Annotated in this window: 25 protein-coding genes; 5 read left to right on the top strand and 20 right to left on the bottom strand. The window is 74.7% G+C overall.

Annotation, left to right across the window (positions count from 1 at the left end; all coding sequences use genetic code 11):
- The first annotated feature begins 100 nt into the window (after positions 1 to 100).
- Complete coding sequence (locus tag CUT44_RS25265) at positions 101 to 670, top strand: GNAT family N-acetyltransferase (protein ID WP_100204234.1); 570 nt, start codon at positions 101 to 103, stop codon at positions 668 to 670.
- Here the strand turns inward: CUT44_RS25265 and CUT44_RS25260 are convergent.
- The 7 genes from CUT44_RS25260 to CUT44_RS25230 form a co-directional block, all read right to left on the bottom strand.
- The gene (locus CUT44_RS25260) at positions 667 to 1,062 is read right to left on the bottom strand and encodes a VOC family protein (RefSeq protein ID WP_100204233.1); all 396 of its coding nucleotides are present in this window, start codon (positions 1,060 to 1,062) and stop codon (positions 667 to 669) included. The genes CUT44_RS25265 and CUT44_RS25260 overlap by 4 nt on opposite strands.
- A gap of 49 nt (positions 1,063 to 1,111) precedes the next feature.
- Positions 1,112 to 1,669, bottom strand: coding sequence for an arginine repressor (locus CUT44_RS25255; protein ID WP_100204232.1), 558 nt, complete (start codon positions 1,667 to 1,669; stop codon positions 1,112 to 1,114).
- Positions 1,670 to 1,677: 8 nt separating this feature from the next.
- A complete protein-coding gene (locus CUT44_RS25250; RefSeq protein WP_100204231.1) occupies positions 1,678 to 2,913 on the bottom strand; it encodes an acetylornithine transaminase in 1,236 nt (411 codons plus the stop codon).
- Complete coding sequence (gene argB, locus CUT44_RS25245; RefSeq protein ID WP_100204230.1) at positions 2,910 to 3,842, bottom strand: acetylglutamate kinase; 933 nt, start codon at positions 3,840 to 3,842, stop codon at positions 2,910 to 2,912. The genes CUT44_RS25250 and argB overlap by 4 nt, the downstream gene beginning before the upstream one ends.
- A complete protein-coding gene (argJ, locus tag CUT44_RS25240) occupies positions 3,839 to 4,990 on the bottom strand; it encodes a bifunctional glutamate N-acetyltransferase/amino-acid acetyltransferase ArgJ (RefSeq protein ID WP_100204229.1) in 1,152 nt (383 codons plus the stop codon). Before argJ ends, argB begins: the two co-directional genes overlap by 4 nt.
- Before the next feature lie 79 nt (positions 4,991 to 5,069).
- The gene (argC, locus tag CUT44_RS25235) at positions 5,070 to 6,098 is read right to left on the bottom strand and encodes an N-acetyl-gamma-glutamyl-phosphate reductase (protein ID WP_100204228.1); all 1,029 of its coding nucleotides are present in this window, start codon (positions 6,096 to 6,098) and stop codon (positions 5,070 to 5,072) included.
- 350 nt (positions 6,099 to 6,448) lie between these two features.
- The gene (locus CUT44_RS25230; RefSeq protein WP_100204227.1) at positions 6,449 to 6,709 is read right to left on the bottom strand and encodes a hypothetical protein; all 261 of its coding nucleotides are present in this window, start codon (positions 6,707 to 6,709) and stop codon (positions 6,449 to 6,451) included.
- Between the two features lie 284 nt (positions 6,710 to 6,993).
- Here CUT44_RS25230 and CUT44_RS25225 point away from each other — a divergent pair, with 284 nt between their 5' ends.
- Positions 6,994 to 7,743 (top strand): MerR family transcriptional regulator, encoded by a 750-nt coding sequence (locus tag CUT44_RS25225; RefSeq protein ID WP_100204460.1) that lies wholly within the window; start codon positions 6,994 to 6,996, stop codon positions 7,741 to 7,743.
- A 67-nt stretch (positions 7,744 to 7,810) separates the two neighbouring features.
- On the opposite strand, the gene CUT44_RS25220 is transcribed toward CUT44_RS25225, so the two are convergent.
- A complete protein-coding gene (locus CUT44_RS25220; RefSeq protein WP_100204459.1) occupies positions 7,811 to 8,392 on the bottom strand; it encodes a histidine phosphatase family protein in 582 nt (193 codons plus the stop codon).
- A gap of 117 nt (positions 8,393 to 8,509) precedes the next feature.
- Positions 8,510 to 8,929 (bottom strand): GNAT family N-acetyltransferase, encoded by a 420-nt coding sequence (locus tag CUT44_RS25215; protein ID WP_100204226.1) that lies wholly within the window; start codon positions 8,927 to 8,929, stop codon positions 8,510 to 8,512.
- 218 nt (positions 8,930 to 9,147) lie between these two features.
- Here CUT44_RS25215 and CUT44_RS25210 point away from each other — a divergent pair, with 218 nt between their 5' ends.
- Positions 9,148 to 9,348: a DUF1918 domain-containing protein gene (locus tag CUT44_RS25210; RefSeq protein ID WP_100204225.1), complete on the top strand. Its 201-nt coding sequence runs from the start codon at positions 9,148 to 9,150 to the stop codon at positions 9,346 to 9,348.
- Between the two features lie 31 nt (positions 9,349 to 9,379).
- On the opposite strand, the gene CUT44_RS25205 is transcribed toward CUT44_RS25210, so the two are convergent.
- On the bottom strand, positions 9,380 to 10,657 hold the full coding sequence (locus CUT44_RS25205; protein WP_100204224.1) for a glycoside hydrolase family 10 protein: 1,278 nt from the start codon (positions 10,655 to 10,657) through the stop codon (positions 9,380 to 9,382).
- 431 nt (positions 10,658 to 11,088) lie between these two features.
- Here CUT44_RS25205 and CUT44_RS25200 point away from each other — a divergent pair, with 431 nt between their 5' ends.
- Positions 11,089 to 11,949 carry a 3-hydroxybutyryl-CoA dehydrogenase gene (locus tag CUT44_RS25200; protein WP_100204223.1) on the top strand — a complete coding sequence of 287 codons (861 nt, stop codon included), beginning with the start codon at positions 11,089 to 11,091 and terminating at the stop codon, positions 11,947 to 11,949.
- Between the two features lie 408 nt (positions 11,950 to 12,357).
- On the opposite strand, the gene pheT is transcribed toward CUT44_RS25200, so the two are convergent.
- The 7 genes from pheT to infC all read right to left on the bottom strand — a co-directional run bounded on the left by pheT (position 12,358) and on the right by infC (position 20,100).
- A complete protein-coding gene (pheT, locus tag CUT44_RS25195) occupies positions 12,358 to 14,910 on the bottom strand; it encodes a phenylalanine--tRNA ligase subunit beta (RefSeq protein ID WP_100204222.1) in 2,553 nt (850 codons plus the stop codon).
- Positions 14,910 to 16,037, bottom strand: coding sequence for a phenylalanine--tRNA ligase subunit alpha (gene pheS / locus CUT44_RS25190; RefSeq protein WP_100204221.1), 1,128 nt, complete (start codon positions 16,035 to 16,037; stop codon positions 14,910 to 14,912). Before pheS ends, pheT begins: the two co-directional genes overlap by 1 nt.
- 200 nt (positions 16,038 to 16,237) lie before the next feature.
- Positions 16,238 to 17,281, bottom strand: coding sequence for a sensor histidine kinase (locus tag CUT44_RS25185; protein ID WP_233221673.1), 1,044 nt, complete (start codon positions 17,279 to 17,281; stop codon positions 16,238 to 16,240).
- 246 nt (positions 17,282 to 17,527) lie between these two features.
- The gene (locus CUT44_RS25180) at positions 17,528 to 18,385 is read right to left on the bottom strand and encodes a TrmH family RNA methyltransferase (RefSeq protein WP_100204220.1); all 858 of its coding nucleotides are present in this window, start codon (positions 18,383 to 18,385) and stop codon (positions 17,528 to 17,530) included.
- A gap of 189 nt (positions 18,386 to 18,574) precedes the next feature.
- A complete protein-coding gene (gene rplT, locus CUT44_RS25175) occupies positions 18,575 to 18,958 on the bottom strand; it encodes a 50S ribosomal protein L20 (protein WP_093662401.1) in 384 nt (127 codons plus the stop codon).
- A gap of 146 nt (positions 18,959 to 19,104) precedes the next feature.
- Complete coding sequence (gene rpmI, locus CUT44_RS25170; protein WP_031507617.1) at positions 19,105 to 19,299, bottom strand: 50S ribosomal protein L35; 195 nt, start codon at positions 19,297 to 19,299, stop codon at positions 19,105 to 19,107.
- A gap of 156 nt (positions 19,300 to 19,455) precedes the next feature.
- Positions 19,456 to 20,100, bottom strand: a complete 645-nt coding sequence (gene infC / locus CUT44_RS25165) for a translation initiation factor IF-3 (protein WP_100204457.1) — start codon at positions 20,098 to 20,100, stop codon at positions 19,456 to 19,458.
- Positions 20,101 to 20,507: 407 nt separating this feature from the next.
- Here infC and CUT44_RS25160 point away from each other — a divergent pair, with 407 nt between their 5' ends.
- Positions 20,508 to 20,897 (top strand): DUF1844 domain-containing protein, encoded by a 390-nt coding sequence (locus CUT44_RS25160; protein WP_100204219.1) that lies wholly within the window; start codon positions 20,508 to 20,510, stop codon positions 20,895 to 20,897.
- A 225-nt stretch (positions 20,898 to 21,122) separates the two neighbouring features.
- Here CUT44_RS25160 and CUT44_RS25155 read toward each other — a convergent pair whose 3' ends face one another.
- Genes CUT44_RS25155 through CUT44_RS25145 form a run of 3 tightly spaced genes read right to left on the bottom strand, consistent with a single transcriptional unit; the run spans position 21,123 to position 24,102 of the window.
- Positions 21,123 to 21,875, bottom strand: a complete 753-nt coding sequence (locus CUT44_RS25155) for an SseB family protein (protein ID WP_199185834.1) — start codon at positions 21,873 to 21,875, stop codon at positions 21,123 to 21,125.
- Between the two features lie 20 nt (positions 21,876 to 21,895).
- Positions 21,896 to 23,161, bottom strand: a complete 1,266-nt coding sequence (mycP, locus tag CUT44_RS25150; RefSeq protein WP_100204218.1) for a type VII secretion-associated serine protease mycosin — start codon at positions 23,159 to 23,161, stop codon at positions 21,896 to 21,898.
- Positions 23,158 to 24,102: a hypothetical protein gene (locus CUT44_RS25145; protein WP_146252304.1), complete on the bottom strand. Its 945-nt coding sequence runs from the start codon at positions 24,100 to 24,102 to the stop codon at positions 23,158 to 23,160. Before CUT44_RS25145 ends, mycP begins: the two co-directional genes overlap by 4 nt.
- Positions 24,103 to 24,343: the final 241 nt, after the last annotated feature.

Below are 24,343 nucleotides of genomic sequence, written 5' to 3'. Positions count from 1 at the left end.
GCGGCGGGGCCGGTTACGGTGGCGGCCCGTCCGCTCCCCGCGGCGCCGCCGCCCGCCTCCCCGGTTCCGGTGCGCCCGGAAGACCCCCGGAGGAGGCCCCATGCTCAGCACCCCGCTCGGCGACGGCGCCGCACTGTGCCCCCTGGAGCCGTGGCAGGCGGCCGAGCTGGCCGCGTACACCGACCGGGTGCGCGACCATCTGACGCCCTGGCTGCCGTGGGCGCACTCCGTCACCGACACCGCCTCCGCCCGGGCCTTCCTCCAGCGCTACGCGGACGAGCAGGCCGCCGACCGGGGCCGGCTGTACGGCATCCGGCTCGGCGGCGCGCTCGTCGGCGGCATGATGTTCCGGCTCTTCGACGTCCGGGAGGGCTCCTGCGAGCTGGGCGCCTGGCTGGCGCCCGAGGCCCAGGGGCGCGGGCTGGTCACCACCGCCGCCCACCGCATGATCGACTGGGCCGTCGGCGACCGCGGCATCGCACGGGTGGAGTGGCTGGTCTCCCCCGCCAACGGCCCCAGCATCGCGGTGGCGAAGCGGCTGGGCATGACGTACGAGGGCACCCTGCGCAGCGTGTTCGCCATGGGCGGCCGACGCCAAGACCTGCAGGTCTGGGCGCTGCTGGGCGAGGAGTGGCGGACCGGGCGGGGGTGGGGCGGAGCCGGCTCCTAGCCGTCCCCGGCCCGCCGCCCCTCGACGCAGAACCGGTTGCCCTCGGTGTCCTCCAGGACGACATACGGCCGGGTCCCGGGCTCCGGCTCCTCCGGATAGTGCCGCCAGTCGACGCGCCGGGCCCCCAGGGCGACCAGACGCCCGACCTCCTCGTCCAGTTCGCGGTCCCCCGCGTCGAGGTCGAGGTGGACCCGGGGGAACTCCCTCGCGGGACTCTCGCTCACGTCCATGGCGAGCGCGGCGCCGGGCACTCCCGGCGGAGGCTCCAGGACGATCCAGTCGTCCCCCGCGTAACGCGGCGGCCGCCGTACGTATCCCAGTGCCCGCCGCCAGAACTCGCCCGCCCGCCGGTCGTCGCTCACGCCCAGCGATATCTGCCTGATCGTCGCCATGCCGGTCAGGCTAGCGCCGCGCGGGCGGTTGTCCGCCCGCATCACCGTCTCAGCGGTGCGGGTGCCGCGGTGCCGGGGAGTTCTGGGCCAGCCGCAGCAGGTGGTCGGCCAGCGCCTGGCCGCCCGTGGGGTGACGGCTGATCAGCAGCAGGGTGTCGTCGCCCGCGATGGTGCCGATGATGTCGTGGACCTCCGCCTGGTCGATGGCCGAGGCCAGGAACTGGGCGGCGCCGGGCGGGGTGCGCAGCACCACCAGATTGGCCGAGGCCTCGGCGGAGATGAGGAGTTCGCCGGCCAGCCGCGCCATCCGCGCCTCGCTGGCGGACTCCCCCAGCGGTGCCCGGGGCGTGCGGTCGCCGCCCTCGCCGGGGACGGCGTAGATCAACTCGCCGCCGGTGTTGCGGATCTTCACCGCGCCCAGCTCGTCGAGGTCCCGGCTGAGCGTCGCCTGGGTGACGCTCAGCCCGTCGTCGGCCAGGAGTTTGGCGAGCTGGCTCTGGGAACGGACCGGTTCGCGGCCCAGGATCTCCACGATCCGGCGGTGCCGGGCGGTACGCGTGTGGGGTACGGCCGGGCCACCGTTGTTTCCTGCCTGCGCCTCGCTCATGGTTTCGTTCAGTCTCCGGCTCGTCGGGTCCCGTCGACGGTGTCGAGAACGGCGGGAAGTGCGCGGACCAGGGTGTCCGCCTCGTCCTCACTGATGATCAGCGGCGGGGCGAGCCGGATGACGTCCGGGGCGCACGCGTTCACCAGGAGGCCAGCGTCCTGGGCGGCCTGCTGCACCCGGGGCGCGACGGGCTCGGTCAGTACGATACCCAGCAGCAGCCCGGCGCCGCGGACTTGGTCCACCAGCGGGTGGCCGAGCGCCCACACCGCGTCGCGCAGCCGGTTCCCGACCCGCTTGACATGGTCGAGGAGCCCTTCGGACTCGATGGTGTCCAGTACCGCCAGCGCCGCCGCGCAGGCCACCGGGTTGCCGCCGAAGGTGGAGCCGTGCTGGCCGGGCGTCAGCAGCTCGGCGGCCTCCCCGAAGGCGACCGTGGCACCGATGGGCAGCCCGGCGCCCAGCCCCTTGGCGAGGGTGACCACATCGGGCTCGACGCCCTCGGCCTGGCAGGCGAACCAGTGGCCGGTGCGCCCGATGCCCGTCTGGACCTCGTCGAGCACCAGCAGGGTGCCGGTGGCGGCGGTGATCTCCCGGGCCGCGGCCAGATAGCCCTCGGGCGGCACGATCACACCGCTCTCGCCCTGGACCGGCTCCAGGATCACCAGGGCGGTCTCCCCGGTGACGGCCGCCCGCAGCGCGTCGGCGTCGCCGTAGGGGACATGGGTGACCTCGCCGGGCAGCGGCAGGAAGGGGTCCCGCTTGCCGGGCTGCCCGGTCAGCGCCAGCGCCCCCATGGTGCGGCCGTGGAAACCGCCGTGGGTGGCGACCAGGTGCGTACGGCCGGTCCGGCGGCCGATCTTGAAGGCGGCCTCCACGGCCTCCGCGCCGGAGTTGGAGAAGTAGACGCGCCCGGGCCGGCCGAAGAGCCGCAGCAGCCGTTCGGCCAGGGCGACCGGCGGTTCGGCGACGAAGAGGTTGGAGACGTGGCCCAGCAGGGCGATCTGGTCGGAGACGGCGCGGACGACCGCCGGGTGCCCGGTGCCGAGCGAGTTGACGGCGATGCCGCCGACGAAGTCCAGGTACTCCCTGCCGTCGGCGTCCCACAGCCGGGCGCCCTCGCCGTGGGTGATCGGGATGCGCGGGGTGCCGTAGTTGTCCATCAGCGTCCGCTGCCAGCGCCGGGTGAGCGCTGCGTTGCCGGAGTTGCCGGACTCCGCGGTGCTGTCGCTGTCGTGGGCGGTCATGCCCTGTCCTTCCCCTCGTCGCCGTCCTGGCCGCCGTCCCGGTCCTCGTCGGGCACGACCATGGTCCCGATGCCCTCGTCGGTGAAGATCTCCAGCAGGATGGAGTGCTGGACGCGTCCGTCGATGACGCGGGCGGTCCGCACGCCGTTGCGCACGGCGTACAGGCAGCCCTCCATCTTGGGGACCATGCCGCTGGCCAGATCCGGCAGCAGCCTCTCCAGCTCCCTCGCGGTGAGCCGGCTGATCACGTCGTCGCTGTGGGGCCAGTCCTCGTAGAGACCCTCGACGTCGGTGAGGACCATCAGCGTCTCCGCGCCCAGCGCGGCGGCCAGGGCGGCGGCGGCGGTGTCGGCGTTGATGTTGTAGACGTGTCCGTCGTCGGCGCTGCGGGCGATGGAGGAGATCACCGGGATGCGGCCGTCGTCCAGCAGCGCCTGGACGGCACCCGCGTCGACCTCGGTGATCTCGCCGACCCGGCCGATGTCCACCCGCTCGCCGTCGATGTGCGCGTAGCGCTTGGTGGCGGTCATGGTGTGCGCGTCCTCGCCGGTCATGCCGACGGCCAGCGGCCCGTGCCGGTTGAGCAGGCCGACCAGCTCGCGCTGCACCTGGCCGGCCAGCACCATCCGGACCACGTCCATGGCCTCGTCGGTGGTGACCCGCAGTCCGGCCTTGAACTCGCTGACCAGGCCCAGCCTGTCGAGGTGGGCGCTGATCTGCGGCCCGCCGCCGTGGACGACGACGGGCTTGAGACCGGCGTGCCGCAGGAAGACCACGTCCTGGGCGAAGGCCGCCTTCAGGTCCTCGTCGACCATGGCGTTGCCGCCGAACTTGATGACCACGGTCTTCCCGTGGTGGCGGGTCAGCCAGGGCAGTGCCTCGATGAGGATCTCGGCCTTGGGCAGAACCTTGTGCCTGCGTGTGCTCATGACGAGTAGGCGCTGTTCTCGTGGACGTAGTCGGCGGTGAGGTCGTTGGTCCAGACGACGGCGGAGGCGTCGCCCGCGGCCAGGTCGGCGGTGATGACCACCTCGCGGTAGCGCATGTCGACCAGTTCGCGGTCCTCGCCGACGGAGCCGCCCTTGCACACCCACACGCCGTTGATGGCGACGTTCAGCCGGTCGGGCTCGAAGACGGCGGAGGTGGTGCCGATGGCGGAGAGCACCCGCCCCCAGTTGGGGTCCTCGCCGTGGACGGCGCACTTGAGGAGGTTGTTGCGGGCGATGGAGCGGCCGACCTCCACGGCGTCGTCCTCGCTGGCCGCGTTCACGACCTCGATGCGGATGTCCTTGGAGGCGCCCTCGGCGTCGCCGATGAGCTGCCGGGCCAGATCGGCGCAGACGGCCCGTACCGCCTCGGTGAACTCCGCCTCGCCGGGAGTGATCCCGGAGGCCCCGGAGGCGAGCAGCAGCACGGTGTCGTTGGTGGACAGGCAGCCGTCGGAGTCGATCCGGTCGAAGGTGGTGCGGGTGGCCTCGCGCAGCGCCGCGTCCAGGCCCGGGGAGTCGACGTCGGCGTCGGTGGTCAGGACCACCAGCATGGTGGCCAGCGAGGGGGCGAGCATTCCCGCGCCCTTGGCCATACCGCCCACGGTCCAGCCCTCGCCCCCGGCGACGGCGGTCTTGTGCACGGTGTCGGTGGTCTTGATGGCGAGGGCGGCCTTCTCCCCGCCGTGTTCGGAGAGTTCACCGGCGGCCCGTTCGACGCCCGGCAGCAGCCTGTCCATCGGCAGCCGGATGCCGATCAGGCCGGTGGAGGCCACGGCCACCTCGCCGGCGTTGTGGCCGAGCACCTCGGCGGCCTTCTCGGCGGTGGTGTGGGTGTCCTGGAAGCCGAGCGGGCCGGTGCAGGCGTTGGCGCCGCCGGAGTTGAGGACGACCGCCGAGACCAGGCCCCCCTTGAGGACCTGCTCGGACCACAGGACCGGTGCGGCCTTCACCCGGTTGGCGGTGAACACGCCGGCGGCGGCCAGGCGCGGCCCGTTGTTGACGACCAGGGCAAGGTCGGGGTTGCCGTTCTCCTTGATTCCGGCGGCGATGCCCGCCGCCGTGAATCCCTTCGCCGCGGTCACGCTCACTGCGTCTCTCCGTTCATCCCGTCCCCGCCTGTCCCGCCTGTCCCGTCCGTCCCGCCGCCGTCCGTCGTGCGGAGCCCGTTCACGGGGCGACCCCGGTCACCGGCAGTCCGGTCTCCTCGGGGATGCCGAGGGCGATGTTCATGCTCTGCACCGCGCCGCCCGCGGTGCCCTTGGTGAGGTTGTCCAGGGCGCCGATGGCGATGAGGCGGCCGGCCGCCTCGTCGTGGGCGACCTGGAGCAGCACCGTGTTGGAGCCGTACACCGCCGCCGTGGAGGGCCACTGCCCCTCCGGCAGCAGGCGCACGAACGGCTCCGCGGCCAGCGCCTTGGCGTACGCCTCGCGCAGCCGGCCGGCGTCCAGCCCCGGCTTCGCCTTCGCGGTGCAGGTGGCGAGGATGCCGCGCGACATCGGGGCGAGGGTGGGGGTGAAGGAGACGGTCACCCGCTCGCCCGCGACGGCCGAGAGGTTCTGGACCATCTCCGGGGTGTGCCGGTGGCCGCCCCCGACGCCGTACGGGCTCATCGAGCCCATCACCTCGCTGCCCAGCAGGTGGGGCTTGAGCGCCTTGCCCGCCCCGGAGGTGCCGGTGGCCGCGACCACCACCACGTCCGGCTCGACCAGGCCGGCCGCGAAGGCCGGGAACAGCGCCAGCGACACGGTCGTCGGATAACAGCCGGGGACCGCGACGCGCCGGGACCCCGTCAGCGCCTCGCGGGCCCCCGGCAGCTCGGGAAGGCCGTACGGCCAGGTGCCTGCGTGCGGGCTGCCGTAGAAGCGCTCCCAGTCCCCCGCGTCCCGCAGCCGGAAGTCGGCACCGCAGTCGACGACCAGCACCTCGTCGCCGAGCTGCTCGGCGACCGCCGCGGACTGGCCGTGCGGCAGCGCCAGGAACACCACGTCGTGGCCGCCCAGCACCTCGGCCGTGGTGGGTTCCAGCACCCGGTCGGCCAGCGGCGCCAGATGCGGCTGGAGCTCGCCCAGCCGGCGTCCCGCGTTGGAGTTGCCCGTCAGCGCACCGATCTCGACCTCGGGATGTCCGGCCAGCAGGCGCAGGAGTTCACCCCCCGCATAGCCGCTCGCCCCCGCCACCGCCGCTCGCACCGCCATCGTTCCCTCCTCATCGATGGCATGACTATACAAATGAGGGAAGATTTATGCAACAGCTCGCCTGGCCCGATCCATGGCGCCGTGCCGGGCCGGCGGCCCCTGGTTCCGCGGTGAGCCGGTGGGACACGGTGCCCGCCGCCGCGGACGGCTGCCGCCGGTGCCGGGCGGCGGCGCCCCGGCACCGGTGAGCGGTGAGCGGTGAGCGGTGGCGCACGGAAGCGTCCCGGCGGCCGCGGGTACCGTCCTGTTCTCGACTGCGGGGCACCTTGCCGGGCAGCGCCGTGCGGCGGGCCGGGAGGCGCTCGCGTTCCGTCGCCCCACGGGCGCGAACGGCCCGGGGCGGCAGGGCGTCAGCCGCCGAAGGCGGCCAGGAAGAGGACCAGCCAGAGCACGGCGAGACCGCCGGTGACCAGGCCGATGACGCACTGGCCGCGGTTGGACCGCTTGACCAGGCCGAGGGTCGCGAAAGTGACGGCGAGGCTGCCGCACAGCAGCGGGATCGCAACACCGGCGTAGCCCACGAACACCGCGGCGACCAGGGCGACGGCTCCGAGAACGAGTGAGACGACCCCGTAGAGGGAAGCCGGACTGTCCGTGGCCTCGGCGGTCATGGCAGTCCCTCCATCGGTCGACCGGCACCATCCGGTGTGCGCGGAGGGCACCTTCGGCGGGAGAGGTCCCGCTGCCCCCGGCGGGCGCCCCATCCTACGTTCCCGGGCCCGGCCTGCCCGCGCGTGCTCCCGCCGGAGCAACCTCCCGCGCAGCACTCCGGGGAAGCGGAGGGCGAGAACGGCGGGAAGCCACGGGAGGCCGTTTCACGGCGGGTTGAAGTTGACGCTGCGGAAACCTCTAGCGTCGTTTCCACCGGCGGATCGAAAGGCCCCAGACGATGACGGTGGAGTGGTCCATCCAGGAGATCGCCCGTGCGGCCGGGACCACCAGCCGCACGCTGCGTCACTACGACGCCATCGGCCTGCTGCGCCCCAGCCGCGTCGGACACGGCGGACGCCGCTACTACGACGAGCACGCCCTGCTGCGGCTCCAGCGGATCCTGCTGCTGCGCGAGCTCGGTCTGGGGCTGGCCGCCGTCTCCGACGCCCTCGACGGGCAGCGGGACGAGACCGCCGCGCTGCGGACCCATCTGAGGCTGCTCGAACAGGAGCGGGAGCGGCTGGGGCGGCAGATCGATTCGGTGCGCAGGACCCTGGCCAAACTGGAAGGAGGAGAGCCTCTGATGCCTGACGAGGTGCTCGGCGGGTTCGACCACACCCGCCACAAGGACGAGGTGACCGAGCGCTGGGGGCGCGAGGCCTACGAGCGGGGTGACCGCTGGTGGCGCTCGCGGTCCCGGGAGGAGCGGGAGGGGTTCCAGCGACAGCAGCTCGACATCGCCCGCGACTTCGCCCGGGCCCACCGCGACGGCCTCGCGCCGGACAGCGACGAGGTGCTGGAGATCACCCGGCGGCACTGCGCATGGGTGTCCGCCGGCTGGCAGGGCGGGCGTCCGACCGCCGAGGCGTTCACCGGCCTGGGCCGGATGTACACCGACGATCCGCGCTTCGCCGCACACTACGACCGGCATGGCGAGGGCACGGCGGCCTTCGTCCGGGACGCGATGGCGGCCTACGCCGAGCGCGAGCTCTGACCCCGGTGGGGCGTGGCGGCCCGCGCCGGGCATCCGCGCCCGGCGGCCCGTGCTCAGCGACCCGTGCTCAGTGGTCCATGCTCAGCATCCAGTCGCCCGCCCGTCCGGTCAGGGTGACCGACGACAGCGGATGGGCGTCGACGCGCCAGTAGGTGTGCGGCGGCGCCTTCAGGGCATAGACCACGGCCGCGCGCAGCACCGTCGGCTCCACCACGGCGGCGATCAGGGCACCGCCCTGCTCGCCGCCGTCGGCCGGCCGGGTGTCCAGCCAGTCGCCGATCCGCAGGATGAAGGAGAACAGCGACTCGCCGCCGTGCGGGCCGGCATGGGGGTCGGCGAGCCAGGCGTCCACGGCCCGCGGCTCGCTCGCGGCGACCTCCTGGAAGGTGCGGCCGCGCCAGCGGCCCATGTCGCAGTCGCGCAGCGCGGGCTGGGCGATGGGGCGCAGTCCGAGGGCGTCCCCGGTCTCCCGGCACCGCATGGTGGGCGAGCAGTAGCGCAGTTCCGCGCCCGCCAGATGCGCGTATGCCGGGATGGCCCGCTCGGCCTCCTGCCAGCCGGCGGCGGCCAGGGGCCGGTCCTCGTCGAACCGCTCGTCCAGCAGGGAGGAACTGCGGGCGGCGGCGACCAGCGTGATCCGGAGGTGCATCACTGGATCGTAGGTCCGCCGGAGGCGGTTGTCCGATACCCGGCCCGCGGCCTTTTTCGGCCGTCCGGGTGCGTTCACCGTGCATCCGCCGTGGTGCACCGCGGAGCCGCCGCGAGCTCACCGCGTCTCGCGGGCCATCCAGTGCCCGGGGCGCTCCAGCGGGCGGAAACCGGCCCTTTCGTACAGTCCGTGCGCGTCGTGGGTGGCCAGCAGCGTCCGGCGCAGCCCGTACGGCTCCAGGTGGTCGCACACGGCCTCGACCAGCGCCCTGCCCAGGCCCCGGCCGCGGGCGGCGGGGGTCACGTAGACGTCGCAGAGCCAGGCGAAGGTGGCGCGGTCGGTGATCACCCGCGCGTAGCCCGCCTGTTCGCCGGTGCCCGGGTCGTACGCCCCGAAGTTGAGCGATCCGGCGATGGCCCGGTCCTGTGTCTCACGACTGCGGCCGAGCGCCCAGTAGGCGTCGGTGGACAGCCAGTGGTGGACGCGGGCGGCATCGAGGCGGGTGGGGTCGGTGGAGATCTCGTACGGGGTGGGCATGGCGGGAGCCTGGCACCCGCGGCGGCGGAGGGCGACCGGTTTTCGGGCCCGCGGCTCCACCGCCCGGGTGCCGTGGCCGCGTCCGCCCCGGCGGCGGAGTACGGGCGGCCGTCCGCCGGACGCCGGGCCGCCCGGTCGGCCCTAGAATCGGACATACGGACATAAGCGATGAAACCGGCCACGCCGGTGACACCGACAACGGATGGGAGTGTTCCCTGATGCGGGCGAACGAGGGAGACCTGCTGCTGGTGCACGGCAGGACCGTGGGGCAGCACGACAGGATCGCGGAGATCGTCGAGGTGCTCGGGGCGGACGGCGAGCCGCCGTACCGGGTGCGTTTCGAGGACGGCCACGAGACGGTGATGTCGCCGGGACCCGACTCCGTGGTACGACACCACGACCGGCCCCGGACCGGGTGAGAAGGCCGGGCGAGAGTGCCGGGCCCGGTCCTCAGTGGGGCGGTTCGACCCGGTGGTGGTAGTGGTCCTCCACCACCCGGGTCATCGCCCCGTTCGGGTCCGCGGCGACGTGCTCGGCCGAGAAGTAGATGTTGCCGCCCACCTCCGGATGTCTCCGGCACAGCGCCACATGGCGGGAGAGCTCGGCCGGGTCGTGCCAGGCCGCTCCCTGGGCCGGGTCGGCCACCTTGTACAGCGCCTCCCCGACGAACAGGTCCACCCCGGTGCCCCGCACCACGCCGGCCCACCAGGGCACCAGCCTGGCGTAGTCGGCGGCGGCGAAGCCGATGTTCCAGTAGACCTGCGGCGCGATGTAGTCGATCCAGCCCTTCCGCACCCACCCGCGGGTGTCGGCGTGCAGGTCGTCGTACGTCTGCACGCCCGCGCGGGTGTCGGAGCCGGCCGGGTCGGTGTCCTTGTTGCGCCACACGGCGAAGGGACTGACCCCGAAACGCACCCCCGGCCTGGTCCGCCTCAGCCGTTCTCCGGTCTCACGGACCAGCAGGTCGATGTTGTGCCGCCGCCAGGCGGCCCGGTCCGGGAAGCCGCCGCCGTACCGCTCGTACGCGGCGTCGTCGTCGAAGGAACCGCCCGCCGCCGGGTACGGGTAGAAGTAGTCGTCGAAGTGCATGCCGTCGACGTCGTAGCGCTCGACCGCGTGGAACATCGCGGTCTGCACGAAGCTCCGGACCTGGGGCAGCCCCGGGTTGTAGTAGAGCTTCCCGCCGTGGGGAACCACCCATTCCGGGTGCCGCCGGGCGGGATGGCCCGCGGCCAGCCGGCCCGGGTCGGTGTGGTTGGCCACCCGGTACGGGTTGAACCAGGCGTGCAGTTCCAGCCCGCGCCGGTGCGCCTCGCGCACGGCGGTGCCCAGCGGATCCCAGCCCGGGTCCCGGCCCTGGACGCCGGTGAGGTACTCCGACCACGGCTCGTGGGGCGAGGGCCACAGCGCGTCCGCCGTGGGCCGCACCTGGAGGATCACCGTGTTGAGACGGCGCTCGACCGCCTCGTCGAGATGGGCCAGCAGTTGGGCGCGCTGCTCGGCGGCGGGCAGTCCCGGGCGGGCGGGCCAGTCGAGGTTGGCGACGGTCGCCACCCACATCCCGCGCAACTCGGGCCGCGGCGCGCGGCCGTCGTGCGCGTCCGCCGCCTCCCGGGCCGACGCGGCTGCCGCCTCCCGGGCCGACGCGGCCCCGTCTCCCGCGGGCAGCGCGCCCGCGAGGACACCGGCCGCCGCCACCCCGAAGGTCCTCCGGGAGAACCGCCCCATGTCGCCTCCTGCCGACGTGCCCCACCCGATCACGGGGCCCGGGCGGGGGACGGGCAACCGGCCCGCACCAGGCGGGCAGGCGCTCTCTTCCCCGGGCCACGGCCTGCGGGCGGGACTCCTGCACGAACACCGTTCGGCCACCAGCATCCCCGCCGCGGACGCCTGGAAGCGCTCTTACTCGCTGGTTCACCGTACGCGCCGCCCGTTCGGGGGAACTTGCCCGGAGAGGAGGCGCCCGTCCGGGGTGGACGGGGGCGGCTCCACCAGGAGCACCCGCCGCCCCGGCGAGACGGCTGCCCGTGCCGGGCGGGACCGCACGGACCCCGCCCGGCCCGCTGCCCGCCGGAGACCGGTAACGTCGTGCCGCGAGGCGCCGCGGCCGGAACCGTACGGGCGGCGTCACGGACCCGTAGATCGGCGAAAGGCACGAGGTGACCGACATCGAACGCGTCGGAGTGGTGGGCTGCGGCCAGATGGGCGCGGGGATCGCCGAGGTCTGCGCACGGGCCGGGCTGCAGGTCCTGGTCGCCGAGACCACCGGCGACGCCCTGGAGATAGGCCGTACCCGGCTGGTGAACTCCCTGGACCGGGCCGCCGGACGCGGCAAGCTCGACGAGGCGGAGCGTGACGCCACCCTGGAGCGGCTGGCCTTCACCACCGATCTGGGCGAGTTCGCCGACCGCGATCTGGTGATCGAGGCGGTCGTGGAGAACGAGCAGGTCAAGATCGAGATCTTTCAGATCCTCGACCAGGTGGTGACCCGCCCGGACGCGATCCTGGCCTCCAACACCTCCTCCATCCCCCTGGTGAAGCTGGCCGTGGCCACCGCCCGCCCGGACCGGGTGATCGGCATCCACTTCTTCAATCCGGCACCGGTGCAGAAACTGGTGGAGCTGATCCCCGCGCTGACCACCTCCGACGACACCCTCGCCCGGACCGAGGCCCTGGTGGGCGAGGTGCTCGGCAAGCACGCCATCCGCGCCCAGGACCGTTCCGGCTTCGTGGTCAACGCGCTGCTGATCCCGTATCTGCTCTCCGCGATCCGGATGTACGAGACGGGCATCGCCGGCCGCGAGGACATCGACAACGGCATGGAGCTGGGCTGCGCCCATCCCATGGGCCCGCTCAAGCTGGCCGACCTGATCGGTCTGGACACCGTCGCCTCGGTCGCGTACTCGATGTACGAGGAGTACAAGGAGCCACTGTACGCCGCCCCGCCGCTGCTCCAGCGGATGGTCGACGCCGGCCGGCTGGGCCGCAAGACGGGCGCCGGGTTCTACGCCTACGGCTGAGGGCCGGGGCCGCCACGGCGGAACGCGGGCCCGCTCCACGCCCCGGCCGGTGCGGGACCCGTGACCGGTCTCCCCCGGCGACGGCGCCGGGCCGCCACCGACGGCACCCCGGCCGTGCGTTCGGCGGAGGGACCGGTCAGGCCGGGCCCGGAGACCGGCGGCCTTCCCGCCGGCCGCGGAGAGCACGGCGGTGAGGGTTCCTCCGCGTCCCGGGGCGGGCCGCTGCCGGGCTCGACGCCCGTGCTCCGGCATGCCCCGGGGCTCCCCGGGGGGCACGGAGGAGCCGTGCCCCCCGGCCGGGCACGGACGGCGCAGCACGCGGCAGCGGGGTGCCCCGGGATTCCGGGGCACCCCGCTGCCGCGTGCTGCGGCGGTACGGCCGTCGTACCGCCGCGCACCGCGTGCGCGCTACGCGCCGCGCAGCACCGCGCCCGTGCGCTCGGCCGCGGCGGCCACGGCGGCCTCCCGGGCGGCGGAGGCGTCCTCGGCGGTCAGCGTGCGGTCCGGCGCGCGGAAGCGCAGCGTGTACGCCAGCGACTTCTTCCCCTCGCCGAGCTGCTCACCGGTGAAGACGTCGAACAGCCGCAGCGACTCCAGCAGCTCGCCCGCGCCCTTCCGCAGGGCCGTCTCGACCTCGGCCGCCGGGACGGAGTCGTCCACCACCAACGCGACGTCCTGGGTGGCCACCGGGAAGGTGGACACCTCGGGCGCCTGTACCGCGCCGGAGGAGGCCCGCTCCAGCAGATCGAGGTCGATCTCCATCGCGCAGGTGCGGGCGGGCAGGTGCATCGCCTTGATGACGCGCGGGTGCAGTTCGCCGGCGTGGCCGACGAGGACGCGCCCGCCGCCGTCGGTCCCGGCGTGCAGCGCGGCGCAGCGGCCCGGGTGCCACGGGGCGTGCCGGTCGGCCGTCACCGTCAGCTCCACCCCTGCCTGGACGGCGACGGTACGGGCCGCCTCCACGGCGTCCGCCCAGGTGGACGGGCGACCGGCACCCCACCAGCCGTCCGGCTCGCGGGCCCCGGCCAGGACGACCGCGGCACGGCGCGGCTGCACCGGCAGCGCGGCCTCCAGCCCGGTGATCTCCTCGTCCGTCGGGCGGCGGTCGACCGGCAGCCGTACGGCGGGGACCTCCTCGCCGGTGGGCAGGAAGACCAGACCGGTCTCGAACAGCGCGAGCCCGCCGTGACCGCCCGCCGAGCCCCGTCCCTCGTTGCGGCGCAGGGCGGTGAGCAGCCCCGGCAGCAGCGTGGTGCGCAGCGCCGGCTCCTCTTCGGAGAGCGGGTTGGCCAGCCGTACGGTGCGGCGGCGGTTGTCGTCCGGCGCCAGACCGAGCCGGTCGAAGGCGGTGTCGCCGAGGAACGGGTAGTTCGGCGTCTCGACGTAGCCCGCCCCGGCCAGCGCGCGGCCGATCCGGCGGTGCAGGCGCTGTCGCTCGGTCAGGCCGCGGCCCGAGGGCAGCCGCGGCAGGGTGGCGGGCAGGGACTCGTAGCCCTCCAGCCGCATGACCTCCTCGGCCAGGTCGTTGGGATCGGTGAGGTCCGGCCGCCACGAGGGCACCGTCACGGTCAGCTCGTCGGCGCCGTAGACGTCGCAGCCCACCTCCTGCAGACGGTGTACGACGGTCTCCCGCCCGTAGACCACGCCCGCCACCTTGTCCGGGTGGTCGGCGCGCATCTTGACGGTGTGCGGGCCGCTGGGCGAGACGATCTCGGTGACGCCCGCCTCGGCGGTGCCCCCGGCCAGCAGCACCAGCAGGTCGACGGTGCGCTGGGCGGCGGCGGAGGTGGCCTGCGGATCCACACCGCGCTCGAAGCGGCGCGACGCCTCGGAGGACAGCTTGTGCCGGCGCGCGGTGCGGGCGATGGCGACCGGGTCGAAGTGCGCGGCCTCGACGACGATCTCGGTGGTGCCCGCCGCGTCCAGCCCGTCGGCGATCTCGGTGTCGGCGCCGCCCATCACCCCGGCCAGGCCGATCGGCCCGCTGTCGTCGGTGATGACCAGGTCCTCCGGGTCCAGCTCGCGCTTGGTCCCGTCGAGGGTGGTGAGCTTCTCGCCCGGCCGGGCACGGCGCACGCCGATCGCCCCGCTGACGCGGGAGCGGTCGTAGGCGTGCAGCGGCTGGCCGAGTTCGAGCATCACGTAGTTGGTGATGTCCACCGGCAGCGAGATCGGGCGCATCCCGGCCTTCTGCAGCCGCCGCTGGAGCCAGATCGGGGAGCGCGCGTCGGGGCGGACCCCGGTGACGGTGCGGGCGGTGAAGCGGTCGCAGCCGCGCCGGTCGTCGATCCGCACCGGGTGGCCGTGCTCGTTGGGCACCGGGACGTCCAGCAGCGCCGGGTCGCGCAGCGGCAGGCCGTAGGCGATGGCCGTCTCCCGGGCGATGCCGCGCATGGACAGGCAGTAGCCGCGGTCGGGGGTGACGGCGATGTCGAGCACCTCGTCGACCAGTTCCAGCAGTTCGATCGCGTCGGTGCCCACCTCGTACTCGGGCGGGAGCACGATGATGCCCGAGTGGTCGTCGCCCATGCCCAGCTCACTGGCCGAGCAGATCATGCCCTCGGACAGCCGGCCGTAGGTCTTGCGGGCACTGATCCGGAAGTCCCCGGGCAGCACGCCGCCGGGCAGGATCACCACGACCTTGTCGCCGACGGCGAAGTTGGTGGCGCCGCAGACGATGTTCTGCGGCTCGCCGGTGCCTCCCCCGGAGCCTCCGGCCCGGGTGGTACCCCCAGCGTCCCCGACGTCCACCTGGCAGTACCGGATCGGCTTCTTGAAGCCGGTCAGCTCCTCGATCGCCAGCACCTGGCCGACGACCAGCGGCCCGGTGATGCCGGCGCCGAGCCGCTCGACGGTCTCGACCTCCAGCCCGGCGGCGATCAGCCTCGCCGCGACGTCGCGGCCGGTCTGGCCGGCCGGCAGGTCGACGTACTCCCGCAGCCACGAAAGCGGGGCCCGCATCAGATCTCCATCCCGAACGGCCGGGTGAACCGGACGTCACCTTCGACCATGTCTCGCATGTCCTCGACGTTGTGGCGGAACATCAGCATCCGCTCGATGCCGAACCCGAAGGCGAAGCCGCTGTAGCGCTCCGGGTCCACCCCGCAGGCGGTCAGCACCCGCGGGTTGACCATGCCGCAGCCGCCCAGCTCGATCCAGCCCTCGGAGGAGCAGGTGCGGCAGGGGCGGCCGGAATCGCCGACGGAGGCGCCGCGGCAGACGAAGCACACCATGTCCACCTCGGCGGACGGCTCGGTGAAGGGGAAGTACGACGGCCGCATCCGGGTGCCCAGCCCTTCGCCGAACAGCGCCCGGACCATGTGGTCGATGGTGCCCCGCAGATCCGCCATGGTCAGACCCTCGTCCACGGCGAGCAGCTCGACCTGGGAGAAGACCGGGGTGTGGGTCGCGTCCAGCTCGTCGGTGCGGTAGACCCGGCCGGGGCAGATCACGTACACCGGCAGGTCGCGCGTCAGCAGGGAGCGGATCTGCACCGGCGAGGTGTGGGTGCGCAGCACCACACCGGCCTCCCCGTCCGCGGACCCCTCGGCCCCCTGGACGAAGAAGGTGTCCTGCATGGTGCGGGCCGGGTGGTCGGGGGCGATGTTGAGGGCGTCGAAGTTGTACCACTCGGCCTCGGCCTCGGGGCCCTCCGCCACCTCGTAGCCCATGGCCACGAAGACGTCCTCGATGCGCTCCGACAGCGTGGTCAGCGGGTGGCGGGCACCGGCGGGCAGGCGGTCGTAGGGCAGTGTGACGTCCACCGCCTCCTCGACCAGCACCCGCTCGTCGCGCTCGGCCTCCAGCTCCTCCTGGCGCTTCTTGAGGGCCTGGCTCACCGCTCCGCGGGCCTGGCCCACCCGGCGGCCGGCGTCCGCCTTGGCGTGCGGCGGCAGGGCACCGATCTCGCGGTTGGCCAGGGCGAGCGGGGAGCGGTCGCCGGCATGGGCGGCCTTCACCTCGCGCAGCGCCTCCAGATCTCCCGCGGCGGCGATCGCGGCGAGCGCCGCGTCCCGTGCCCGGTCGATCTCTTCCGGTTTCAGTGCCTCGACCTCGACGGGGTCGTACGACTTGTTGGGTGCGGACATCTCTTCCCGTGCTCTTCGGTTGGCCCGTGCTTTCGGACTGGCTGCTTCGCTCCGCTTCGGCGCTTCGGCGTCTCACCGCGGCGGAACCGGGGCCCGGACCGCCAAAGGACGCTGAATGCCGAGTCTACGGGGCGTGCGGTGTCGCGGTGACACGCGGAGGAGCCCGTGGGTCCCGCCCGGCTTCCGGCGCCGGGAGCGGCTCAGGCCAGGAACGCCGGAGCCCCCACGGGCAGGGTGAACCGGAACTCGGCGCCGCCCGCGGCGGAGCGGCCGACCGTGATCGTCCCGCCGTGGGCCTCGACGATGCCCTTGACGATGTACAGGCCCAGCCCGGTGCCGCCGCGCTTGCTGCCGCGCCAGAAGCGGGTGAAGACGCGGCTCATCGACTCCTCGGGGATGCCGGGACCCTCGTCGCCCACCGTGACCGCCGTCCCCTCGTCGCCGCTCTTCGTCCGTGCCGGTGCCACCTCTATGGTGATGGTTCCCGAGCCGTGGCGCACCGCGTTTTCCAGCAGGTTGCCGAGGACCTGGTCGATCTTGTCCGGGTCCGCCCACAGGGCGGGCAGCGGGCGGCCGGTCCGGCGGACGAACCGGGCCGGGTCCTGGCCGGCGGCGACGTACGCCCGCAGATGGCGGTCGACGGCGGCGGGCAGGTCGACGGGCTGGCGGCGGATCTCCAGCCGGCCGGAGTCGATGCGCGAGATGTCCAGCAGTTCGGTGATGAGCCGGGCGACGCGGTCGGCGTCGGCGTCCACCGTCTCCAGCATCAGCCGCTTCTGATCGTCGGTGAACCGCTCCCACTTGGCGAGCAGGGTCGCGGTGAAGCCCTTGACGGAGGTGAGCGGCGAGCGCAGTTCGTGCGCGACGGTGGCGATCAGCTCGGCGTTGCTCCGCTCGCTGCGCCGCCGGGCCTCGGTGCCGCGCAGGGTGATGACGAGCCGGTCGACCGGGCCGGTGCGGTGGGGGCGGACGTACCGCGCGGAGACCAGCACCTCCCGGCCGCCGGGCAGTAAGAGGTTGCGCTCGGGCTGGCCGGTGCGGATGGCGAGGCCGCCGTACGGGTCGGTGACCCGCCACCAGCGGCGCCCCCTGAGGTCCTCCAGGGGCAGGACCTGTTCGACGGAACGGCCCAGGGCCTCGGCCGCGGGCCGTCCGGTGATGCGGGCGGCGGCGGAGTTGAAGCAGACGACCCGGCCGGCGGCGTCCGCGACGACCAGCCCGTCGGGGAGGTCGTCGGGGTGGATGCCGGGCCCGGCGGCGGCCCCGGCATCGGAGCGGGAGTCACCGGTATCTGTCTCCCGGCCGCCGCGGGGCGGGGCGGGCGGTGGCTCCGGCTCGCGGGACGGACGGGGTCCGAAGGCCGTACCGCCCGTTCCGGCACCGTCGGGAACGGCTCCGGACACACCGCTGTCCCGCCCGCCGGAGATCCTCACGTCCACTCCCGCTCACCCCCTCTTCCGGGCTTCCGGGCTTCCGGGCACGCCACCCTACTAGCTCGGAGTGACCGAGCGGCACCCTCCCGCAGCACGCTGCGCGCGGGCGGACGCGTAGAGGCATACGGCCGCGGCGGTCGCGAGGTTCAGGCTCTCGGCGCGGCCGTGGATGGGCACGCGCACCACCTCGTCGGCGAGTGCGCGGGTCTCCTCCGGCAGCCCCCATGCCTCGTTGCCGAAGACCCAGGCGGTGGGGCCGCCCATGCGCCCGGCGTCCAGCTCGGTGTCCAGGTCGCGCTCACCGGCGCCGTCGGCCGCCAGCACCCGCGCCCCGGCCGCCCGCAGTCCGGCCACGGCCTGTTCGGCGGGGACTCCGACGGCGACGGGCAGATGGAAGAGACTGCCGGCGGAGGCCCGTACGGCCTTGGGGTTGTACGGGTCCACCGAGGCGTCGGTGAACACCACCGCGTCGGCGCCGGCGGCGTCCGCGCAGCGCAGCACCGTCCCGGCGTTCCCCGGGTCCCGGACCCTGGCGAGGACGGCGACCAGTTCCGGGCGGGCGGCCAGCACCGCCTCGAAGGGCCGGTCGAGGAAGCGGCACACGCCGACCAGCCCCTGAGGGGTGACGGTCTGGGAGAGTTCCGCGATCACCTCGTCGGTGGTGGTGCGGATCCGGGCCCCGGCGGCCCGGGCGGCCGCGACGACGTCGGCGTGCCGCTCGGCGGCCTCCTCGGTGGTGAACAGTTCGGCGAGGGCGGGCTCACCGCCGCCGCGGTGGACGGCCGCCTCCCGTACGGCCTGGGGCCCCTCCGCGAGGAAGCGGCGCTCCTTGGCCCGGGTGGCGCGGCGGGCCAGCCGCCGGGCGGCGACGACACGCGGGGAGCGCGGAGAGGTCAGTTCCGGGGCGGCGGCCATGGTGCGGCGTTCTCGCTTCTGGGGCTTCTCGGCGGGGCGGGCGGTTCCGGGCCGGGGCACCGGGTGTCGGGGACGACGTCGGGCCCGTGGACGCCGTCGGACCCGCGGGCGCGGGCCCGCGGGTCCGACGGCGTCCACGACACCCGGGCCGGGTTCCCGGGGCGTCCCCGGGACGGAGCCGGTACGTCGTCAGGCCGCCTTGGGGGCGTTGACGTCGCTCGGCAGCGCCTTCTGGGCCACCTCGACCAGCGCGGCGAACGCGTTCGGGTCGTTGACCGCCAGGTCGGCCAGGATCTTGCGGTCCACCTCGACCTCGGCGGCCTTCAGCCCCTGGATGAAGCGGTTGTAGGTCATGCCGTTGGCCCGGGCGCCGGCGTTGATCCGCTGGATCCACAGCTGCCGGAAGTCGCCCTTGCGGCGCTTGCGGTCGTTGTAGTTGTAGACGAGGGAGTGGGTGACCTGCTCCTTCGCCTTGCGGTACAGACGGGACCGCTGGCCGCGGTAGCCGCTGGCCTGCTCCAGGATCGCCCGGCGCTTCTTGTGGGCGTTGACCGCCCGCTTGACGCGTGCCACGTGATTACTCCTTGTCGCGGGGCCGGTGTGGCGTGCCGGTCGCCGTGGCCATGGTGGTCACGGCGCCGTCACCGGCCCGGGAATTCGATGAGGTTCCGGTCTTCGAGGTTCCGTGCCCGGCCGGTGTGCTCCGGCGGGCGGCGGGCTCACTTGCCGAGAAGCTTCTTGACCTTCTTGGCGTCGGCCGGAGCCATCTCGACCTTGCCGGCGAGACGGCGCGTCAGCGTGGACGGCTTGTGCTCGAGAAGGTGGCGGCGGCCGGCGCGCTGGCGCATCACCTTGCCGGAGCCGGTGATCTTGAAGCGCTTGCGTGCACCACTGTGCGTCTTGTTCTTCGGCATGTCGCCGTTCTCTCCTCGTCGGTGCCTCCCCGGGCCTGTCGGCCCGGGGCGCTCCCGGACACGGCCGGCCGTGGGCCGGCGTGCGGAAGCGTCAGCTGTTCGGTTGCGGTCGGGGACCCGCGGGTCCCGGTCCCCGGCGGCGGGCGGGCCGCCGGGTCATGCCTCGGCGCGCTCCTCCGCGGGGGCCTCAACTTCGGCCTCGGCCTGAGCCCGGTGCCCGTGGCCGCCCTGCTGGCCGGCCGCCTTGCGGGCCGCCTGTGCCTCACGGGCCTCGGCCATCGCCTCGGTCTTCTTCTTGTGCGGACCGAGAACCATGATCATGTTCCGGCCGTCCTGCTTGGGGTTGGACTCCACGTAGCCCAGGTCCTGGACGTCGTCGGCGAGCCGCTGGAGCAGCCGGAAGCCCAGCTCGGGACGGGACTGCTCACGACCGCGGAACATGATCGTGATCTTGACCTTGTCCCCCTGCTTGAGGAACCGGACGACATGACCCTTCTTGGTGTCGTAGTCGTGCGGGTCGATCTTCGGCCGGAGCTTCATCTCCTTGATGACCGTGTGCGCCTGGTTCTTGCGCGCCTCACGGGCCTTCATGGCCGACTCGTACTTGAACTTCCCGTAGTCCATGAGCTTGCACACCGGCGGACGGGCGGTCGCCGCGACCTCGACCAGGTCGAGGTCGTACTCCTGGGCAAGCTCCAGGGCCTTGGCAAGCGGCACGATGCCGACCTGCTCGCCACTGGGACCGACGAGTCGCACCTCGGGGACGCGAATCCGGTCGTTGATGCGGGGCTCGGCGCTGATGGGGCCTCCTAGGTTGCGCCACGCGGTTGCCTGGCGGACAGCCGCGTACGGACGTGTGTTTCGGTGACCACCGGCACCAGGACGCGAAAACGCCCCGGACGGGACGCAGGCGGGGCTCCTCATTGACCGGGAGCACCGCCGCGGTACACCGCGGGGCGCAGCCTGACCGTTGACCCGCCGGCCCGGAGGTCGGTCGGGTGGGAGCTGTGGAGCCTCCACTTGCGGGCCGGATCACACGTCCGCTCGCCGCCCGCTCACGGGGAGGGGCTCGGCGGGGCGTACGGTCCGGCCGGTCGATGTCCCAGCATACCAGGGCCGGAGGGCGTTTCCCCCCGGCCGGTGCCGCGCGGGTGTGCGCGGGAACGGGCTCTAGGCTGGACCGCACCGTCCAGCAGGGAGCGAAAACGATGAGCGACACCAGCGGCACCCCGTCCTCCCCCGGTCCCGCCGGGAACGACGAACCGGTCGACTTCGAGACGATGACCCGGGACATCGCGGACGTTCCCGCGGTCGAGGTGATCACCACGGTCGCGGTGCACCTGCTGAGCTCGGCCGCGGTCAACCTCGGTCTGGCGGAGGGCGGTGAGACGCACAAGGACCTGGACGAGGCCCGCAAGCTGATCAACGCGCTGGCCGGGCTGGTCACCGCCGCCGCCCCCGACCTCGGCAGCCACCACGCCGCGCCGCTGCGCGACGGGCTGAAGTCCCTCCAGCTCGCCTTCCGCGAGGCCTCACTGGTACCGGACGAGCCCGGCCAGGGCCCGGGCGAGAAGTTCACCGGGCCGGTCCTGGGCTGATCCCGGCCGGACTGCCCGGCCGCGTGCGGTACCGGAGGCGGCACGCCCGGAAGCAGCCACAGCCGACCCGGCCGCCGCCATCGGGCGGGGCGCCCGGTCGAGCCGTGTCCGCAGTCACCCGCGGCGGCGCGCATCGCGCCCGCGGTGCGCGCCGTGCCGCTGTACCGGGGAGGCCGGCCGCCCGGACCGGGCGGGGGCGCCGCCCGCCACCGGGCGACTGCGGGATCAGGCGCGGTCGTACAGCTCCCGGCCCGGCAGCGGGCCGTCCGGCGGCAGCAGGGCGAGGTCCAGACCGCGCACCAGGCGGGCGCGGAGCACCTCGTCCGCCGCGAGACGGGCCGCCACCCGCCCGGCGACCTCGCGGGCCCCGGCGCCGGGATCCAGCCGCAGGGCCAGCACCCCGTCGGTACCGCCCCCCTCCCGGGCCACGGCCAGCCGGGCGGCGCGGACGGCCGGCTCGGCGGCCAGCGCCGCCCGCAGCGCCTCGGTGACGGCCGGATCCTCCAGCGGCGCTCCGGCGGCCTCGGTGCGCCCCTCGGCCAGGGCGTGCAGCGCGGGTCCGGTGAGCTGGTAGGCCACCGGTCCGGCGAGGTCCAGCACGAGCGTGTCGGCACCCTCCTGGGCCGCTGCCCGCAGGGCCTGGTGCAGGGGCACGGCCACCGGGCGGGCGTCCGGACGCCAGCGGGCCAGACTGCCGGTGGAGGTGAAGGCGGGCAGGGCCCGCCGACCGCCGGGGGCGTCGAGGACGGGCACCGCCATGTCGCTGGTCTTCTCGCGGCGCAGGCCGTCCTCCCCCGTCTCCGCCTCGCCGAGCACGGCGACCACCGGCACCAGCAGCCGGGCCGCGGCGAGCGCGGCCAGCACCTCCGGTTCGGCCGAGCGGTCCCGGTCCCAGGCCGCCAGCGCCCGGGCGAGGGCGGGATCGGCGGAGCCGTCGTCGTCGGCGAAGCCCGGATCGGGGATGTTCTTGAGCGCCACGCGACGAGGGTAGCCCGCCGTCATCCGGTGGCGGGCGGCCGCCCCCCGGCCGGTCCGGGCGGCCGGGCCCCCCGGTACAGCAGCACGGCGCACACCACCAGCGCGATGCCCGCCGCCGCGGCGGCGGGCGCCAGCCAGCCGTCCTCCTCCCGTTCGGGGGCGGGACCGGGACCGAAGTACCGCTTCGGGTGGGCCGCCGCCGCGGGCAGCTGCGGACGCGGCTCGACCCGGGCGCCCCGCTCGATGGCGGCGGCCGGGTCGACGATGCCCGCGCCCAGCGCGTCGCTGCGCCCGCCGGGCGGGGTGTCCCGGGCGGTGGCGGTGAGCAGCTCCCTGACCTGCGCCGGACTGAGCTCCGGATGGGCGGCCCGGACCAGGGCCGCGCAGCCGGAGACGAAGGCGGCGGCGGCGCTGGTGCCCCAGCCCTCGTAGTACTCGCCGTCCGGATAGGTGATGACGACGTCCTCGCCGGGGGCGGCCACGGTGGCGTACCAGCGGCGGGTGGAGAAGGGGGCCCGGGCCCCGGTGCGGTCCACGGCGGTCACCGCGATCACGCCGGGATAGGCCGCCGGGTAGGAGGCCCGGTCGCCGTCCTCCCCGCCGTTGCCCGCGGAGGCGACCACGACCGCGCCCCGCGCGAGGGCGTAGCGCACGGCGGCGTCCTCGGCCGGGTCGGGGTTGGCGGCGGCGCTGTCGTCGCCGAGTGAGAGGTTGATGACGTCGGCGCCGTGGTCGACGGCCCAGCGGATGCCCTCGGCCAGGGCCTCGCCCCGTTCCTCGCGGGCCCTCTTCCGCTCCGGGTCGCCGTCCTCCAGCAGCACCCGCACCGGCAGGATCCGCGCCCCGGGCGCGACACCGAGGACGCCCTCGGTGTCGCCGGGGCCGTGCCCGCGTCCGGCGATGATGCCGGCCATCGCGGTGCCGTGCCGGGCCCAGTGCTCGTCCCCTTCGCGGGCCCCGAAGCCGACGAGGTCCCGGCCCGGCAGCACCCGGTCCCGCAGATCGGGGTGCCCGGCGTCCACCCCGGTGTCGAGCACGGCGACGGTGACGCCCTCCCCCCGGGTGGTCCGCCAGGCATCCCGGGCGCGCACCGCGTCCAGGCCCCACTGCCGGTCGCGTACGACGTCGGCGCGGGCGGCGGGCGCGGCGGCCACGCCGAGCGCGCACACCCCCGTGAGCACCGTGAGCACCGCCAGCAGCGCGGCGCCGAACGCGGCGGCGCGGCGGGTGCCTACGGGCCGGGGGGCCGGCGCGGCGGGGACGGCGGGGGTGTCCGTGGCGTTCATCGGTCCTTCCCGGCCCCCTCGGTGGTCCCGGGTGCGGCGGCACGGCGCACCCCGCGCTCGATCCGGTCGGCGATGCCCCGCGCGTCGTGTCCCAGGCCCGACTCGGCGGGGGCGCTGGTCCGGTCGGCCCCGCCGGTCCCGTCGGCGGGCCGCGGGTCCTCGACGGCCCGGCCGTCGGCGAAGCCGGAGACGGCGTAGACCACGACCGGCACGTCGGCCAGCGGCCGGACCGTCCAGCTCGCGCGCTGGGCGTCGCCGAAGCCGGCGGCGGCGGTGCCGGGCACGGCGTGGGGGCGGGGCATCAGGTCGCCGCGGCGGGCGAGTCCCTCCCGGTCGAACCGCTCCCGCAGGGCGCGCGTCTCCGCGCGGTCCGCCTCGGTGAACAGCAGCCCGACGGTGGTGACACCGCTGCCGGTCTCGTCGACGTAGGTGGCGCGCAGCAGCCGCTCGCAGCCGGCCGGGGAGAGCACCCGGGCCAGCAGCGGGTCGAAGGCCCCGGCGCAGCCGCCGTCCGGGGCGACCCCGATCCTGACCCAGCGCCGGTCGGCCTGTCCGGGCCCGGCGCCGGAGCCGTCCAGGGTGGGGGGGAAGAGGGTGTCGACGGGGGTCTCCCGCCACAGCGAGCGCGCCTCGTCGTAGCCGACCGCGGTGCCCCCGCCGGAGTCCCCGGTGAGCCAGGTCCCGGCGGCGGCCCCGCCGAGCAGTCCGAAACCGAGGACGAGGCACAGGGCCGCGGCCGCCGTGCGGACCGGCCGCCGCCCGGCGCGCTCCGGCACCGGGACGGACGGCGGCGCGGGCGGCGGGACGACCGGGTGCGCGGGCGGCGGTCCGTCCGGGAAGGCCCGCGGGCCCGGGAAGGCCGGCGGCGGCCCGGTGGGTATGGGCGGCACGGCGCCCGCGGCCCGCGGCGGGCGCGGCTCGGCGGCGGGTCGCGGTGGCACGACGGGCCGGGACCTCATCGGTTCCGGGGTCCGGACCGGGTCGGCCTCAGTGCTCACCGGCACCCCCTCGCGCTCTGTGCCGCCCCGTCGACTCCCTTTCGGGGCAGGCCGGTTGGTATTCGGACATCACACCTCTGGCCAGAGTTCGGGCGTGGTGTTCGCGTCACTCTACGGGGAACGGACGCGGTCCGGGCAACCCGCTCCCCGCCCCGGGGCCCCGGGGCGGGGAGCGGGTTGCCCG

It is taken from the genome of Streptomyces carminius, from assembly GCF_002794255.1.
GTDB lineage: Bacteria > Actinomycetota > Actinomycetes > Streptomycetales > Streptomycetaceae > Streptomyces > Streptomyces carminius.
This window is presented reverse-complemented; position numbering and strand designations above follow the sequence as displayed.

What these genes read in the sequence shown, in the direction of transcription:
- CUT44_RS25265 (WP_100204234.1), top strand. Translation starts at nt 101, where the DNA reads ATGCTCAGCACCCCGCTCGGCGACGGCGCCGCACTGTGCCCCCTGGAG.
- CUT44_RS25260 (WP_100204233.1), bottom strand. Translation starts at nt 1,062, where the DNA reads ATGGCGACGATCAGGCAGATATCGCTGGGCGTGAGCGACGACCGGCGG.
- CUT44_RS25255 (WP_100204232.1), bottom strand. Translation starts at nt 1,669, where the DNA reads ATGAGCGAGGCGCAGGCAGGAAACAACGGTGGCCCGGCCGTACCCCAC.
- CUT44_RS25250 (WP_100204231.1), bottom strand. Translation starts at nt 2,913, where the DNA reads ATGACCGCCCACGACAGCGACAGCACCGCGGAGTCCGGCAACTCCGGC.
- argB (WP_100204230.1), bottom strand. Translation starts at nt 3,842, where the DNA reads ATGAGCACACGCAGGCACAAGGTTCTGCCCAAGGCCGAGATCCTCATC.
- argC (WP_100204228.1), bottom strand. Translation starts at nt 6,098, where the DNA reads ATGGCGGTGCGAGCGGCGGTGGCGGGGGCGAGCGGCTATGCGGGGGGT.
- CUT44_RS25230 (WP_100204227.1), bottom strand. Translation starts at nt 6,709, where the DNA reads ATGACCGCCGAGGCCACGGACAGTCCGGCTTCCCTCTACGGGGTCGTC.
- CUT44_RS25220 (WP_100204459.1), bottom strand. Translation starts at nt 8,392, where the DNA reads ATGCACCTCCGGATCACGCTGGTCGCCGCCGCCCGCAGTTCCTCCCTG.
- CUT44_RS25215 (WP_100204226.1), bottom strand. Translation starts at nt 8,929, where the DNA reads ATGCCCACCCCGTACGAGATCTCCACCGACCCCACCCGCCTCGATGCC.
- CUT44_RS25210 (WP_100204225.1), top strand. Translation starts at nt 9,148, where the DNA reads ATGCGGGCGAACGAGGGAGACCTGCTGCTGGTGCACGGCAGGACCGTG.
- CUT44_RS25205 (WP_100204224.1), bottom strand. Translation starts at nt 10,657, where the DNA reads ATGGGGCGGTTCTCCCGGAGGACCTTCGGGGTGGCGGCGGCCGGTGTC.
- pheT (WP_100204222.1), bottom strand. Translation starts at nt 14,910, where the DNA reads ATGCGGGCCCCGCTTTCGTGGCTGCGGGAGTACGTCGACCTGCCGGCC.
- pheS (WP_100204221.1), bottom strand. Translation starts at nt 16,037, where the DNA reads ATGTCCGCACCCAACAAGTCGTACGACCCCGTCGAGGTCGAGGCACTG.
- CUT44_RS25180 (WP_100204220.1), bottom strand. Translation starts at nt 18,385, where the DNA reads ATGGCCGCCGCCCCGGAACTGACCTCTCCGCGCTCCCCGCGTGTCGTC.
- rpmI (WP_031507617.1), bottom strand. Translation starts at nt 19,299, where the DNA reads ATGCCGAAGAACAAGACGCACAGTGGTGCACGCAAGCGCTTCAAGATC.
- CUT44_RS25160 (WP_100204219.1), top strand. Translation starts at nt 20,508, where the DNA reads ATGAGCGACACCAGCGGCACCCCGTCCTCCCCCGGTCCCGCCGGGAAC.
- mycP (WP_100204218.1), bottom strand. Translation starts at nt 23,161, where the DNA reads ATGAACGCCACGGACACCCCCGCCGTCCCCGCCGCGCCGGCCCCCCGG.